Below are 13,733 nucleotides of genomic sequence, written 5' to 3'. Positions count from 1 at the left end.
TGCTCGAACGCTACAAGACCTTCGACATCCGCCTGATCAACCGCGAGCGCGGCATCAAGCTCGACATCACCGGCGCGCCCGCCAGCGCCTTCGTCGACGGCAAGATGATCAAGGGCATCCAGGAACATCTCTTCTCCGTGCTGCGCGACGTCGTCTATCTTGGCGACGAGATACGCGGCAACCCGAAGTTCGACCAGACGACACCGGAAGGCGTCACCGATACCGTCTTCCACATCCTGCGCAACGCTGGCATCCTGCGCACACTGCCCGATCCCAACCTCGTCACCTGCTGGGGCGGACACTCGATCAGCCGCGAGGAATACGACTACACGAAACTCGTCGGCTACCAGCTCGGCCTGCGCGGCATGGACATCAGCACCGGCTGCGGCCCCGGCGCCATGAAGGGTCCGATGAAGGGCGCAGCAATCGGTCACGCCAAGCAGCGCACGAGCGGGCGCTACATCGGTTTCACGGAACCCGGCATCATCGCCGCCGAAGCGCCGAACCCGATCTGCAACGAGCTCGTCATTTTCCCGGATATCGAAAAACGGCTCGAAGCCTTCGTCCGCATGAGCCATGGCATCGTCGTCTTCCCCGGCGGCGTCGGCACGGCGGAGGAGATTCTCTACCTGCTCGGCATCCTGCTCCACCCGGCCAACGCGGACATTCCCTTCCCGCTCGTTTTCACCGGACCGAAGGGTTCGGAAGCGTACTTCCAGCACATCGACCAGTTCATCGGCGAAACGCTGGGCGCCGAGGCACAGCGCCGCTACAAGATCATCATCAACAACCCCGATCGCGTCGCGCGCGAACTCAAGCATGGACTGCAACTCGTCCGTGACTTCCGCGTGACCGAGCACGACGCGTACAACTTCAACTGGCTGCTCAAGATCGACGGCGATTTCCAGAAGCCTTTCGTTCCAACGCACAAGAACATGCGCAGCTTGAAACTGCACAAGGGGCAGCCGAGCCATTCGCTCGCCGCCAATCTGCGACGAGCCTTCTCCGGCCTCGTTGCTGGCAACGTCAAGGCCGAAGGGATCCGCGAAATCGAGACGCACGGGCGCTTCGAAATCTGCGGCGAGCCGGCGATCATGGGACCGATCGACGCACTGCTCAAGGCTTTCATCGCACAGCAGCGCATGAAGCTGCCCGGCCGCGAATACGACCCGTGCTACCGCATCGTCGAGGACGGCGTACCGATGTAATCACTTGACAAATGCGGCGCTTACATATCGTTACGTAATCACTGCATTTGCACGACAGACCCCGAGTTCGCCGGTTTATAGAATGAGTTCCGTTGCTTCAGCGCCCCCCGCTGACAATGTTTGACCCTCCCTGACCCATCGCAACGATGGGACATTCGATCCCGCGCCGGACTGGCGTGGGATCCTTTTTTTGTTTGGTCAGAACGAAGGAGACAGCCAATGTACACGGTTGTATTCAAACCGACCGGGCAGGTCCTGGCGGAAAACCTGACGCTTGAAGGCGTCGATGCCTGGGTGACAAAAAACGAAGCGCGCTACTCGACAATGCAGACGGTCGGCATGACCATCTTCGTGCTCGGCACCGCTTAGCCCTGCACAGAATCCATCGATCAGACCGGTTCGGCCAAACGGCCGGCCAGATGCTGATCCTGTCGCAATGCCCGCGCCTTCTCCCGGCGAACGGGCATTTCGCGTTTGGGCAGGCGCCCGGTCAGTGCTTGCGGATTGCCGCGCGCGCCGCTCGCCACATAGTCGGCGATCAAGGCGTTGCGCACCCGTTCAGCCGGCATGCCGTGCGCGACGAGATGATCGAACAAGGCGTCCACCAGTGACTCCGGCGACAAGCCGTTGGTTCTTTGCGCCCGACCCCACAGCCAGTCGGAAAAATCCATGAACGACGCGAATGGGGAAGACACGCGGCGATCGTCGTCGTTTTCGTCCAGCAACAACGGGAGCGTCCGGCTGAAGCGCCCGGAATTGGCGATCATTTCCCAGTAACGGGCGAAGCGGGTAAAGCGCCGCACGCTCGGCGCGTCGACCGCCGTCGTTTGCTGCACCGTGTAGGGCGGCAGTTCGTCGTACACCATGCCGTATTCGACCGTGTGCCGGTCGATCGGCGTGCCGCGCAAGCGCTTGAGCAGGCCGAGCTGGATTTCGTGCGGTCGCAGACGATAGAGCCGGTCGAATCCCTCGGCAAAGCTCGCGAGCGTTTCGCCCGGCAAACCGAAGATCAGGTCGGCATGCACATGCGCCTGCGAACATTCGAGCAGCCAGCGCAGGTTGGCCTCCGACCGGGCGTTGTCCTGACGCCGCGATATGCGCTGCTGGACGACCTCGTTGAAACTCTGGATGCCGACTTCGAGTTGCAGCGATCCAGCCGGAAACTGCGCGATGAGTTGGCGCAGGCGCTCGGGCAAATGGTCGGGAATCACCTCGAAATGCACGAACAGGCGATCGGCCGGGTCGTCGCTCGACGCGAGACGGTCGAGGAAAAAATGCAGGATGCGCACCGAGTCATCGACCTTCAGGTTGAAGGTGCGGTCGACGAACTTGAAGTTACGCGCGCAACGCTCGTACAAGCGTTGCATCTCCGCCAGAAAACGATCCAGATCGAACGACCAGGCCGTCTTGTCGAGCGCGCTCAGGCAGAACTCGCAGCGAAAGGGGCAGCCGCGCGACGCCTCGACGTAGAGCAGGCGGTGCGCCAGGTCGGCGTCGGTGTATTCGCGGTACGGCAGCACGATTTCGGTCAGCGGCAGTTGCTCGCCGGCGATGATTCTGGGCGGCCGGCATCCGTCGATCAGCGCCCGGCAGAGACGCGGAAAACTCGCTTCACCCCATCCCGTGATGATGTGGTCGGCCAACGCGACGATCTCCTGCCCATCCGTCTCGTGGCTGACTTCGGGACCGCCGAGGACGATCCGCACGTGCGGCCGTGCCGCGCGGAGCGTGCGCACCACCGCAGTCGTCTGCACGACGTTCCAGATATAGACGCCAAAACCGACGATCTGCAGCGCACCTTCGCGCCCGGAGGCCGCATTGAGCTCATCCAGGGTGCTCAGCAAATCGTCGACGATCTCGCCGACCGGCCGTGCGATCGTAAATTCACGCAGCGCCGTCGATTCCCGCAACTCGCCCAGGTTGGCAAGCAGATAGCGCAGGCCGAGCGAAGCATGGATGTACTTCGCGTTGAGCGTCGTCAGGACGACGGCTGGCGAGGCGGTCGATGGCGTGCGCATCGCGCCGCTAGACGGGCAATCTCAGGCCGCGCAACTCGGCCCTGACCGCGTGCGGCTCGACGAAATGAATGCCGTGCAGGCCGAGGCGGCGCGCGGCTTCAACGTTCTCAAGGCGGTCGTCGATGAAGACGGCGCGCGCAGCGGTGATCGAGTAGCGCTGCAGCAGCCGTTCGTAGATTTCCGGATCCGGCTTGACGATGCCCTCCTCGCCGGAAACGACCGTTCCGTCGAATTCGGACAGGAAAGAAAAGCGGGCGACCGCAAGCGGGTAGGTCTCGACCGAGAAGTTGGTCAGTGCGAACGTGCGGATGCCGTTCTGCCGCAGGCTGCGCAACATTTCGACCGACTCGGCGATCGGCTCGCCGACCGTCTCGTGCCAGCGATCGAAGAAGGCCTCGAACAGCGGGCGATGGTGCGGGAAACGCTCGCTGTGCGCGGCGATCCCGTCGGCGAACGGCCGCCCGGCGTCCATGCCCAGGTTCCACTCCTCGAAGCCGGTTTCGGCGAAGAACTGCTCGATGCTCGCCTCGTCCGGAAGCATCTTGCGGAACAGCCAGCGCGGGTTGAAGGGAATCAGCACGTTGCCGAGATCAAAAACCACCGTATCGAAGAGTGCGTTGTTCATCTGTGCCTGTCAGTCCGTCAGTTCGACGTCGCTCGCTGCAAACACGTGCTCGCATTCGCGCATCAGCGCTTGCGCGACCTGCGAACCTGCGTGGTAGTTGGGGTCGAGCGATTCCATCATTTCGTGTGCCGTGTAAAGTCCGGCCTCGCGCGACAGCCCGCTCTCGATCTGCCGGGCCATCTGATCGCTCAGGCCGGAAAGGTGCCTGCGCACCTTGAGCGACAGCTCGCCACGACGGCGCGCCAGCCAGTCGGCGGCCAGGCTGGCGCCCTGCGCTTCGCTCAGCCACTGGCCGTGCTCGTAGAAGCACGATAAGCGCTCGGCGACCAGCGCAAAGACCAGCGCGACGCGTGTTCCGCGCGCGGACGCATCGATCGGTACCGCCGATTCTCGCTGCTGTTGATGGCTCATGGCGTGTTGCTGTTGTTTGTTTCGACCGCTAAACCTTACCACGCACGCGAACCGGTATTGATCCGGCACGAAGAAGTCTCAACTCCCGTTCGGGCTGAGCCTGTCGAAGCCCGCCCTCCCTTCGAAAAGCTCAGGGCGAACGGACTTCAAACATTACCTCGCCGGATCAGTAAATGGAAAAGGCGGGATTCAAACCTGAATCCCGCCTCAACTATGACTCGGTGCGCTGCCAGCCGCTGATCGTGCGGCCAGCGCTCGCCAGTTCAATCAGCCCTGCAATGCCGCCTCGAAGGTCGCTTCGGCGGTGCCCGGGAAGTTGTAGCGTTCGAACAGCCGCCGCAAGTGGATCGAACGTGTGCGCGCCGTTGCCGAGAAGCGGATGCCGAGCGCCCGTCCTTGGCGGGCGAGCGTGGTGAAGGCGTAGTGCCAGTCGCGGGCTTCGCCCAGGCGCTCGATGACTTCGCGCTCGTTGCCGATGAGGATGCCGGCGCGTTTCAAGGATTCGATGAACTGCGTGGATTGTTGTTGGGTTTCGGTCATTTCGGACTCCCGAATTGGTTCGACGATGAGCAGATAACGCGGCCGCAGGCCGCGCGTTGACTCCTTTCGCGTAACGGTTCGTAACAGGCGCGGAGTCGCAGCCGGCGACATTTCGTCCAGACGCTGCATTCGGTATATTATTGAGCGCTAATTCACCAGCCGTTTCGGGCGGCGCGGACTGGTCCGATCAGGAGTATCAGCGTGCAGACAGAGGCTTTTTTCGACACGGGCACAAGCACTTTCAGCTACCTCGTTCGCGACCCCGCAAGCAATCGCTGCGTAATTATCGACAGCGTGCTCGACTATGACCCCAAATCCGGACGAACTCGCACCACGCAAGCCGACCGCCTGATCACTCGCGTGCGTGAGTTCGGCGCCACGGTGGACTGGATCCTCGAAACGCACGCCCACGCGGACCACCTTTCGGCCGCCGCGTACCTGAAGACAAAGCTCGGCGGTCGTACCGGCATCGGCGAACACATCACCGAAGTCCAGGAGATCTTCGGCGGGGTCTTCAACGCCGGGGCGGCTTTCGCGACCGACGGCAGCCAGTTCGACCATCTATTTGCCAATGGCGAGACCTTTTCGAGTGGAAGCCTGACGTTCGCGGTCATGCACACCCCGGGACACACGCCGGCCTGCCTCAGCTATTGCATCTCCGACGGAGAGGAAACCGTCGTCTTCGTCGGCGACACCCTGTTCATGCCGGACGTTGGCACTGCGCGTTGCGATTTCCCCGGCGGCGACGCGCGCACGCTCTACCGTTCGATCCACCGCCTGCTCGAACTCCCGGCATCAACGAAACTCCATCTTTGCCATGACTACCCGCCGAACGGGCGCGCCGTCACTTTCGTAACGACCGTCGGCGAGCAGCGCAGCGCCAACATCCACGTGCGCGACGGCATCGGCGAGGACGATTTCGTCGCCGTGCGGACGAAACGGGACGCGACGCTGGAGATGCCGGTGTTGCTGCTGCCGGCAGTCCAGGTCAACATGCGTTGCGGCGCCTTTCCCGAAGCCGAGGACAACGGCGTCAGCTACCTCAAGATTCCGCTGAACGCGCTCTGACCGCCCATGCTCCTGGTTCACAACACGCTCGTGCTCGCCCTTCTGCTCGGCGGCGTCGTCGGACTCATCGTCGGTCTGAGCGGCGCCGGCGGCGGTGTCATCGCCGTCCCGCTGCTCGTCTTCGGGCTGAATCTGCCGGTACGCGACGCCGCGCCGGTCGGGCTCATCGCTGTCGGCATCGCCGCCGGGATTGGTGCGGCGCTCGGCCTGCTCCGGGGGATCGTCCGCTACCGGGCGGCAGCGCTGATCGGCGTCTGCGGCATCGTCATGGCGCCCGCCGGACTCTGGCTCGCGCAGCGCATCCCGAACCCGCCGCTGATGATCGTGTTTTCACTGATCCTCGCCTGGGTCGGCATACAGACCTTGCGCCGGACGTTCTCACCGAGAACGCGAGACATGGAACTTCGAGCTGCTGCGCCTTGTCGGACCGCGCCATCCAGCGGTCGCTTCATCTGGAACCTGCCCTGCGCGCGCATGCTTTCCCTGACCGGCCTGTTGAGTGGCCTGCTTAGCGGACTGCTCGGTGTTGGTGGGGGCTTCGTCATCGTGCCAGCGCTGACCCGCTACACGAACCTGAACACGCAGAGCGTGATCGCCACGTCGCTCGGCGTGATCGCCCTCGTCTCCGGCGGCAGCGTTGCGGCTGCCGCGGTTGGAGGCAGCATTGCCTGGCCGATCGCCGTCCCGTTTGCAGGCGGCGCCGTCGCCGGTATGCTTGCCGGCCGCATGGTTGCGGCGCGCCTGGCCGGCGAACGCCTGCAACAAGGATTTGCCGTGACCTGCCTCGTCGTCGCGAGCCTGATGATTGCGCGCGTGGCGGGCTGGCTGTCGTAATGAGTAGTTGCAGTAACGTTGTTTAGTTCTATATTTGTCTCACTGATCACCCACAGGAGTCGTCAACATGAATAGCAAGATCAACCAATCCCGTCGCAGCCTCCTCAAGCTCGGCGGCGCAGCCATCGCACTTGTCCCGGTCGCAGCCTTCGCGGCCAAGAACGAGAACATCCGCAAGGCGATGAAGTACAAGGACACGCCGGAAGGCGACAAGAAGTGTTCGGGCTGCATCCACTTTGTCCCGGGCAAGGCGCCGACCGATCTGGGCGGCTGCAAGATCTTCGGCGGTGACACCGAGATTCACCCGAACGGTTACTGCACCGCCTGGGCGAAGAAGCCGTAAGACACCAAGGTCGCAAGAAAAGCCGGTGCGGGAGAGCGGTCCCGCGCCGGCTTTTTTGCGTCTTTACTTGACGTTGAAAACGACGCGCAGCTCGTCGATTTCCTCGTCGCCCATCGGCTGCAGCGGGCCGATCGACGAGGCCATGACCAGCGAGTTGGCGCTGAATTCGGCGACTTCGAGGTAGTCGAAGGTATTCAGGAGCTTGTCGCCGGTCACGAAGACGCAGTCGTTCTCGACGAGGATCGCGCGGTTTTCGCCAAACATGCCGGCCACGTCGTCCACCGCGTTGTAGAGGTTGCCGAAGGGGATGGAGGGTACGTCCTGCAGGAAGATCCAGCTTTCGGGAATCGTCCGCACGTCGAACTTCTTGCCGCTCACCGCGTGCGCCATGAGGTTCACCGGCTGCGTCGAGATGATCGAGTTGATGTGCGGATTGAGCTGGAAAATGCGCTGATGCAGGGCGACCGAACGGCTCGGCACCTTGCCGGCTTCGGCCATGCCCTGGCGGATCTGTACGATGTCGCTGGTCGTGATGTCCCAGCGCGCGACGTCACGCGGCGTGATCAGGAAGTCGTCGCCGCGCCAGCGCACGGAAACCGTCCCGTAGGTCGAGATCATCAAGCCCTGGTCGCAGGCGCGGCGGATGATGCGCACCATGTCTGAACGCAGCGCGCGCTCGTCGGACGGGTAGTTCACGTCCATGAAGTGGGCGATATTCTTCGGGATCGCCGTCTGGTAGCTGGCGATCTGCTGGTCGGTCAGCGTATTCACGTTGCCGAGCGTGTGCGCATTGACGATCGTGCGGCAGCAGAACTCCAGCGTCTCGAAGCGCTGGTAGGCGTCCATCAGGTCGGTGCCGCCGAGCACGACGCCGTGGTTCTCCATGATCACCGCCTTGAAGCGCGGGTTCGCGAAGACCTCGGCGATCTTCGCCCCGAGATCCTTGCTGCCCGGGCAACCGTAGCGGGCGTAGCCGATCTCGCCGCAGATGTAGCGCGCCTGCGGCACGATGTTGGTGTTCGGCACCTGGCGCGCGATACTGAAGGCGACGAGGCCCGGCGGATGCGCGTGGATGACCGCCGTCAGTTCCGGGCGCGCCTCGTAGATCGCCTTGTGGAACGGCAGTTCGGACGACGGCTTGTGCGCGCCGCTTACCGTGCCGTCCGGCTTGATGCAGACGATGTCCTTCGCCGTCAGCGAGCCCTTGTCGACGCCGGACGGCGTGATCCAGATGTTGCCGTTCTCGTCGCGGATCGAGATGTTGCCGCCGGAGGTGGTCGTCATGCCGCTGCGGTAGATTCGGCCGATGATCACGGTGATCTGGTCGGTCGGGTGCATCAACTGCGTGTCGAGCTGCTTCATCAGGTTCTCCTCAGAATCGCAAGGTTATGTCCGTGGATTGCTGAGTCGATGATACGCCGCCAGCCGGCTGACCTCTTGTGTGATTCGGCCGAACGAAGGGGGCAACTGGCGCAATTGCCTCTTTCTGGAAAAACGCGGCGCTACAGATAGTCGGACAGGGGAATCGGGTGCGCGCGATCCCAGGGCACGTGGATCTCGTCGAAACCGAGCGCGCGAAGCAGTGGTGCGACCTCGTCAAATCCTCGCCGCAGATGCGCCGCCGCGTGCGAATCGCTGCCGAGCGAGATCGTGCGTCCGCCGTGCGCGCGGTAACGTTCGAGGAAGAACGGCGTCGCGCACGGCTGTTTCGACACTGAAAACAGGCCTGAGGTGTTCACTTCGACCAGCTTGTCCGAGCGGGCCGAACGCGCGGCGAGATCGTCCTCCAACTCGCGGATGCGCGACTTCCACGGCTTGCCGGCGAAGAAGCCTTCGTCGAGATAACGCTGAAAGACGCCCGGATGGCCGACCACGTCGAACTCCGGAACGGCCAGACTGGCGCTGAACTCGGCGGCGTACTCGGTGAGGATCTGCTCGAAGATTGCGTCGTCGTAGAAGTGCTCGATCTCGCGATCCGAGATCGTCCACGGATCGAGCGTATGGATCGAACCAATGACGAAGTCGAAGGGAAACCGCTGCAGCGTGCGCCGGATGTCGCTCTCGACCTTGTGCACGTAATCGACCTCGACGCCGGCGAAGAAGGCGTAGCCGCGCGCGCGCCAATCGGCGACCTCGGCGAGATAGCGCACCTCGTCGAGGTACTCCCAGGCGCCGCAGATCGGCAGGAAATCGTAGTGCTCGGCAAAGCCGATGCCGTCGGCAACACCCGCATCGACCCGGGCCGCAAACGCGGCCATCGGGTCTTTCCCGTCCGGGCTGTAGGTGGTGTGGACGTGGCTGTCGAAGCGTCGTTTTTTAGTCATGCAGTTATTCTTACCCGAATTTTCAAATGCGCCCTGTTGAGGATCGTCATAGTGACTGACACCCAAGTTTCCGTTCGTGGTGAGCCTGTCGAACCATGAACAGGCGCACCGTGTGGCATCGTGCCCTTCGACAAGCTCAGGGCGAACGTGATCGAGACTCGTCCGTCACTTACGCGACGGTCAATCAGTGCCCGACCTCACGACCGAAGCCAACGGCCTCGACGAAGTATGTGATCGAAGCTGAACAGATGTTCGATCGGATTCCTGCCGCACTTCCCGACGAAACGCCCTCGAAATTCGCCTCGGCCTTTTTCGATTTCGACCAAACCGCCGCACCGAGGGCATGCTCCGGTGAAACGAAGCATGCGAAGGATATTCGTCGACGCCTCCTTCCTCGTCACCAGAACGTGGTTATAGCGCAATACGAGTTGAAGTAGCCCTGGCGCGACGATGACTCTGTCTTCAAGCAACCGATAAAGCGGCCAAACAAACGACCCCAGCATGGCTGCGATTACCGCGACCACAAACGTCCCTTGCAGAATCTGACGCACCTCCAATTCGGAAATCAAGAGCTGCGCTACAACCCAAGCACCAAACAAGCAGAGGAACGCTGCAATAACGGGTGGAAGAGTCAAAGCCAACGAGCGCCAACCGTGCACATTGATGCACAACGGCCTGTACAAACCGGGAATCGGATAGACCTCCAGCTCCTCAATGTACTCAATCGAATACGCGTTGTTTTGCGTACTCTCTCCACGCGAATGAACCGGCGTTGCCTGCACCGGTGCGGGCAACGTCACGCCGGACAAACGAAATCCATAGAGCTTGCTGCGCTTGTCGAGCCCGTCCGATTGGCAATCGGGAAAAACACGCGCCGCAACCTGCTTTTTTAAGCGCGTTGGCACAGGTTCGCCTCCATCGGGGGAAATATCTCGACCAGTTTGTCCCAGGCCTTGGTGAATTTCTTGCGCGCGGTGTCCTCATCGCTCATCCAATACACTCGCCCCCTTGGGTCGAGGTCAGCGCATTTCTCCTGCAAGAAGGATATTGAGAAGCGCGGACCGGGATCGCCGGCCTCAGCATGAACATGGGTCAGTTCGGCCAGTGCCCGGAACAGGGTGATCCAATCCGCCTTTTCGCGACTCGCCTGAAAACCGATCGCGTCCTCCGCAGCAATCTGTGATGCGGAAAATAGCAACAAAGAATCAATGAGTTCCGTTTTGACTCCGGAATCACTCCGGATCGCTGGCGTGTCTGTCGTCGTCGTTTCGGTCAGCATGGCTACGTCTTTCAACACCGGGCCGTTCATCAGTTTCGCTCGACATTATAGGCGGCACCTTTTCGGTCCTGACTCAAGGTGCCGCGTCGGCATAGATGGAAGACCCACATTCAGTGAGGTCGGCATGATCAGTATCACGCTCACAACACATAATGACGAGAAGCTGGAAATCGTCGAGTAAGAGATCCTCGCGTGACTCTCGTGGCCATTCGAATGGGGGTTCACTGGCTGTCGCAAGCTGACGGAGACGGTCGAGTTAATGCGTACCGGCTCTTGCCTGGTGGCATCGCAGGAATGGGGCAAGGAGCTTCTCGTCCCGGCAGGAGAGCTCCGCAATCCATCCCGACACCAAGTCATCACGGGCGCGAGCCTTCCGCCTTGCCGACGATGCTGGCGGTACGAAGAACGTACCGATTACGTAGCAGCCGTTGTCGATGGCGTTGGCAGCACGATGGTCTGCCGTGGCCGAGTGGAACGGCGCCACAGGAACAATCGTTAGCGCGACTAAAAATCCACGTCCATACCAAGTGCATGCCGATCACAACTACGCCAGCCGGATTCGGCGCAATGGGGAGACCATCTGACGGCGGAACGCAAGAAGCTGATGGACCAGCGATTCGATCTCCGGTGCTGATCAGAAAGACTCCTGATTAGCACACGTTGATCACCGTGCCGTCCCTCACATCCTGAAATTGCTGAACAGCCCGCGCAAACTCGTCGCCAGTCCGTTGAGGTGACGCACCTGCTCGGCGGCGCGTTGCAGGGCCGAGTCGGAGTGCTGTGTCTGCGTGGTGATCTTCTCGGCCGACTGCGCCATCGCCGTCGTCGCGCTGAACTGTTCGCGCGTCGACAGGGCGATTTCCTCGATCTTGGTGACGACCTCGTTGATGTTCTTACGGATCGTCGTGATCTTCTCGGCCGCCTCGGTCGAGTGAACGGCCCCCCCGCGCACGGCGTCGAGCGTGCCTTGCATGTTCTCGACGGCCTTGCGCGTTTCGCCGTGCACGCCTTCGATCATGCCGGTGATCTGCACGGTCGCCTGGCTGGTACGTTCGGCGAGTTTGCGCACTTCATCGGCGACGACGGCAAAGCCGCGCCCCTGTTCGCCGGCGCGCGCGGCCTCGATTGCGGCGTTGAGTGCCAGCAGGTTGGTCTGGTCGGCGATTTCCTTGATCACGCGGATGATGCCGCTGATTTCCTCGGAACGCTGGCTAAGGCCATCGAGCATGGCCGAGAGCGCTTCGACCTCCTGCGCCGACTTGCCGGTTTCGTCGGCAACGCCGCGCACGGCGGAGACCGAGGCGAGCGAAAGGGCGTCGGTGTCCTTGGCGAGTTTGTCGGCGTCCTGCGAGCTGTCGGCGATATGCGCGACGCTGACCGTGATCTGCTCGATCGCGGCGGCGTTCTCGGACGTCAGCTCGGCGAGGCGCTGTGAATCGCTCGACAGAATTTCCACGACGCCGTGAATATCCTTGACACCCGCGATCAGCTCGGTCGACTCCTTGTTGATGCGCACGAACATCGAGCGCAACTGTTCGAGGAACCGGTTGAACGCTTCGGCCGTTTCGGCGACTTCGTCGTTGCCTTCGGCCCTGATCTTGCGCGTGAGGTCGCCGCCGCCGTTGGCGATTTCGACCATCGTGTCGTGGATGTGGCGAATGCTCTGCAAGAGCCTGTTAACCAGAAGTCCGGCAAGCGGCACGACGACGACAAGGATGACGGCGAGCGTCACCAGCGCCTGCCAGAAGAGCGCATTGAGCGGAGCCAGCGCCAGCGACTTGTCAACGGCCAGAGCGAGGTAGAGATCCGAACCTTCGATGGCGTGAACGAACAAGTACTTGCTGGCGCCGCCAAGCTCGATTTCGCGCATTTCGCCGCTCGTGGCGAGTTCGGCGAGAAATTCCGGTTTCAACGCCGGTGCCAGATCGGTTGACGGTTTGGTCACGCGCTCGCCGTCGCGATGCACGAGTACCTGCCCGTCCTTGCCGATCAGCATGCCGTAGCCCTCGCCGACAAGCTTGATGCCGAGAACGTTGGCCACGATGTCGTCGAGCAGCACGTCGGTGCCGAGCACGCCGGCAAGCGCGCCGTTCTTGTGCACCGGCTGCACGAAGGAGATGACGAGCTTCTTGGTCGACATATCGATGTAGGGCGCGGTCATCACGGTGCCGGTCGCGTTGATATTGTCCTTGTACCAGGGGCGCCCGGTCGGATCATAACCAGCGGGCAACTTCATGTCGTGATCCTGGATCATCTGCTTGTCCGGCGTACCGAGATACGCGACTTCGAACTTGCCCGATTTGGCCACCTGCACGACGGCAGCGAGCGGATCGTCGGCCGCCTGTGCGGCCTCCACGCCAGCCGCGACGATCGCCTTGCGCGTCGAGACCCACTCCTTGATCAAGGCGCTGGTGCCGGCTGCGGTGGCGCTCACTTCGTTGTGGATGCCGGTGTTGATGAGTTGGTCACGCATCTGGATGTAGCTGCCGACGGTCACGATCGCGGTAATCAGCACGGCGAGCGCCAGAATCACACCTGTAAGTTTCGCGCGAAGCGACATCTTCATGATTTTCTCCCACACAAGAAAAATCCACCTTGACCACACGCACGCGTCGGCCACCCTGCGACCCTACGATACCTCATTGCGCTCCGAGTGCCGGCACAAGGCACTGTCGCGCGCCAATCCCCGCACCATCACGATCGGGCGATTCAGGCACGCCACCCGCAAGTATTACTTTTAGCATAGCGCTATCCGATATCACGGCAAGTGAAAAATCGGCTCAACAGACTCTGCCCCCGGCAGCCGCTACCGACGGTGCGTGCTATTCATCGTGTTCCCGGACGGCTAGGCGCCGCCGCTCCCTAGCGTCGCCAAGCGGAAAAAGGACAGCCGCGCATGCTTCCCGGTTTTTTCCTTACCGCGTTATTACGCAACAGGAGTTCCGGTGCTTCCGCTCCAATCCTCATGACTTAGCACTTTGTCATGGTGCGGATTTGTAGGCATGAGACTTGTGGGGTTTGGGTCGAATCGGTCGCGGTCGGTTTCGATTGGGGATGAATTTTTGAAGGTTTTTGACGATTTC

Annotated in this window: 14 protein-coding genes; 5 read left to right on the top strand and 9 right to left on the bottom strand. The window is 61.9% G+C overall.

The features are described 5' to 3' along the window. The coding region (gene ppnN, locus KBA32_RS09340) for a nucleotide 5'-monophosphate nucleosidase PpnN (RefSeq protein WP_294357920.1) at positions 1-1,208 on the top strand (1,208 nt) is incomplete at its 5' end. Between the two features lie 219 nt (positions 1,209-1,427). Then, complete coding sequence (locus tag KBA32_RS09335) at positions 1,428-1,577, top strand: hypothetical protein (protein WP_294357917.1); 150 nt, start codon at positions 1,428-1,430, stop codon at positions 1,575-1,577. A gap of 20 nt (positions 1,578-1,597) precedes the next feature. Here KBA32_RS09335 and KBA32_RS09330 read toward each other — a convergent pair whose 3' ends face one another. The 4 genes from KBA32_RS09330 to KBA32_RS09315 all read right to left on the bottom strand — a co-directional run bounded on the left by KBA32_RS09330 (position 1,598) and on the right by KBA32_RS09315 (position 4,802). Beyond that, complete coding sequence (locus KBA32_RS09330; protein WP_294357913.1) at positions 1,598-3,226, bottom strand: DUF4080 domain-containing protein; 1,629 nt, start codon at positions 3,224-3,226, stop codon at positions 1,598-1,600. A 7-nt stretch (positions 3,227-3,233) separates the two neighbouring features. Further along, entirely contained in the window at positions 3,234-3,851 is a 618-nt protein-coding gene (locus tag KBA32_RS09325; RefSeq protein WP_294357910.1) for an HAD family phosphatase, read from the bottom strand. A gap of 9 nt (positions 3,852-3,860) precedes the next feature. Beyond that, positions 3,861-4,262, bottom strand: coding sequence for a hypothetical protein (locus KBA32_RS09320; RefSeq protein ID WP_294357907.1), 402 nt, complete (start codon positions 4,260-4,262; stop codon positions 3,861-3,863). Between the two features lie 267 nt (positions 4,263-4,529). Next, positions 4,530-4,802, bottom strand: coding sequence for a hypothetical protein (locus tag KBA32_RS09315; protein ID WP_294357905.1), 273 nt, complete (start codon positions 4,800-4,802; stop codon positions 4,530-4,532). A gap of 201 nt (positions 4,803-5,003) precedes the next feature. Between KBA32_RS09315 and KBA32_RS09310 the strand changes: the two genes are divergently transcribed. From KBA32_RS09310 to KBA32_RS09300, 3 genes are all read left to right on the top strand, one after another. After that, a complete protein-coding gene (locus KBA32_RS09310) occupies positions 5,004-5,870 on the top strand; it encodes an MBL fold metallo-hydrolase (RefSeq protein WP_294357903.1) in 867 nt (288 codons plus the stop codon). Between the two features lie 6 nt (positions 5,871-5,876). Further along, positions 5,877-6,704, top strand: a complete 828-nt coding sequence (locus KBA32_RS09305) for a sulfite exporter TauE/SafE family protein (protein WP_294357900.1) — start codon at positions 5,877-5,879, stop codon at positions 6,702-6,704. 67 nt (positions 6,705-6,771) lie between these two features. After that, on the top strand, positions 6,772-7,047 hold the full coding sequence (locus KBA32_RS09300; RefSeq protein ID WP_294357897.1) for a high-potential iron-sulfur protein: 276 nt from the start codon (positions 6,772-6,774) through the stop codon (positions 7,045-7,047). Positions 7,048-7,110: 63 nt separating this feature from the next. Here the strand turns inward: KBA32_RS09300 and KBA32_RS09295 are convergent, their stop codons facing one another. The 5 genes from KBA32_RS09295 to KBA32_RS09275 form a co-directional block, all read right to left on the bottom strand. After that, positions 7,111-8,409 carry a class II aldolase/adducin family protein gene (locus KBA32_RS09295; RefSeq protein ID WP_294357894.1) on the bottom strand — a complete coding sequence of 433 codons (1,299 nt, stop codon included), beginning with the start codon at positions 8,407-8,409 and terminating at the stop codon, positions 7,111-7,113. Positions 8,410-8,549: 140 nt separating this feature from the next. Continuing rightward, positions 8,550-9,371 (bottom strand): PHP domain-containing protein, encoded by an 822-nt coding sequence (locus tag KBA32_RS09290; RefSeq protein ID WP_294357890.1) that lies wholly within the window; start codon positions 9,369-9,371, stop codon positions 8,550-8,552. Positions 9,372-9,568: 197 nt separating this feature from the next. Beyond that, complete coding sequence (locus KBA32_RS09285) at positions 9,569-10,276, bottom strand: hypothetical protein (RefSeq protein ID WP_294357887.1); 708 nt, start codon at positions 10,274-10,276, stop codon at positions 9,569-9,571. Then, positions 10,261-10,680 carry a hypothetical protein gene (locus KBA32_RS09280; protein ID WP_294357885.1) on the bottom strand — a complete coding sequence of 140 codons (420 nt, stop codon included), beginning with the start codon at positions 10,678-10,680 and terminating at the stop codon, positions 10,261-10,263. The genes KBA32_RS09285 and KBA32_RS09280 overlap by 16 nt, the downstream gene beginning before the upstream one ends. A gap of 649 nt (positions 10,681-11,329) precedes the next feature. Then, positions 11,330-13,216, bottom strand: a complete 1,887-nt coding sequence (locus KBA32_RS09275; RefSeq protein WP_294357877.1) for a methyl-accepting chemotaxis protein — start codon at positions 13,214-13,216, stop codon at positions 11,330-11,332. Positions 13,217-13,733 lie beyond the last annotated feature (517 nt).

Origin of the sequence: Propionivibrio sp. (assembly GCF_017995515.1) — a bacterium.
Classification (GTDB): domain Bacteria; phylum Pseudomonadota; class Gammaproteobacteria; order Burkholderiales; family Rhodocyclaceae; genus Propionivibrio.
This window is presented reverse-complemented; position numbering and strand designations above follow the sequence as displayed.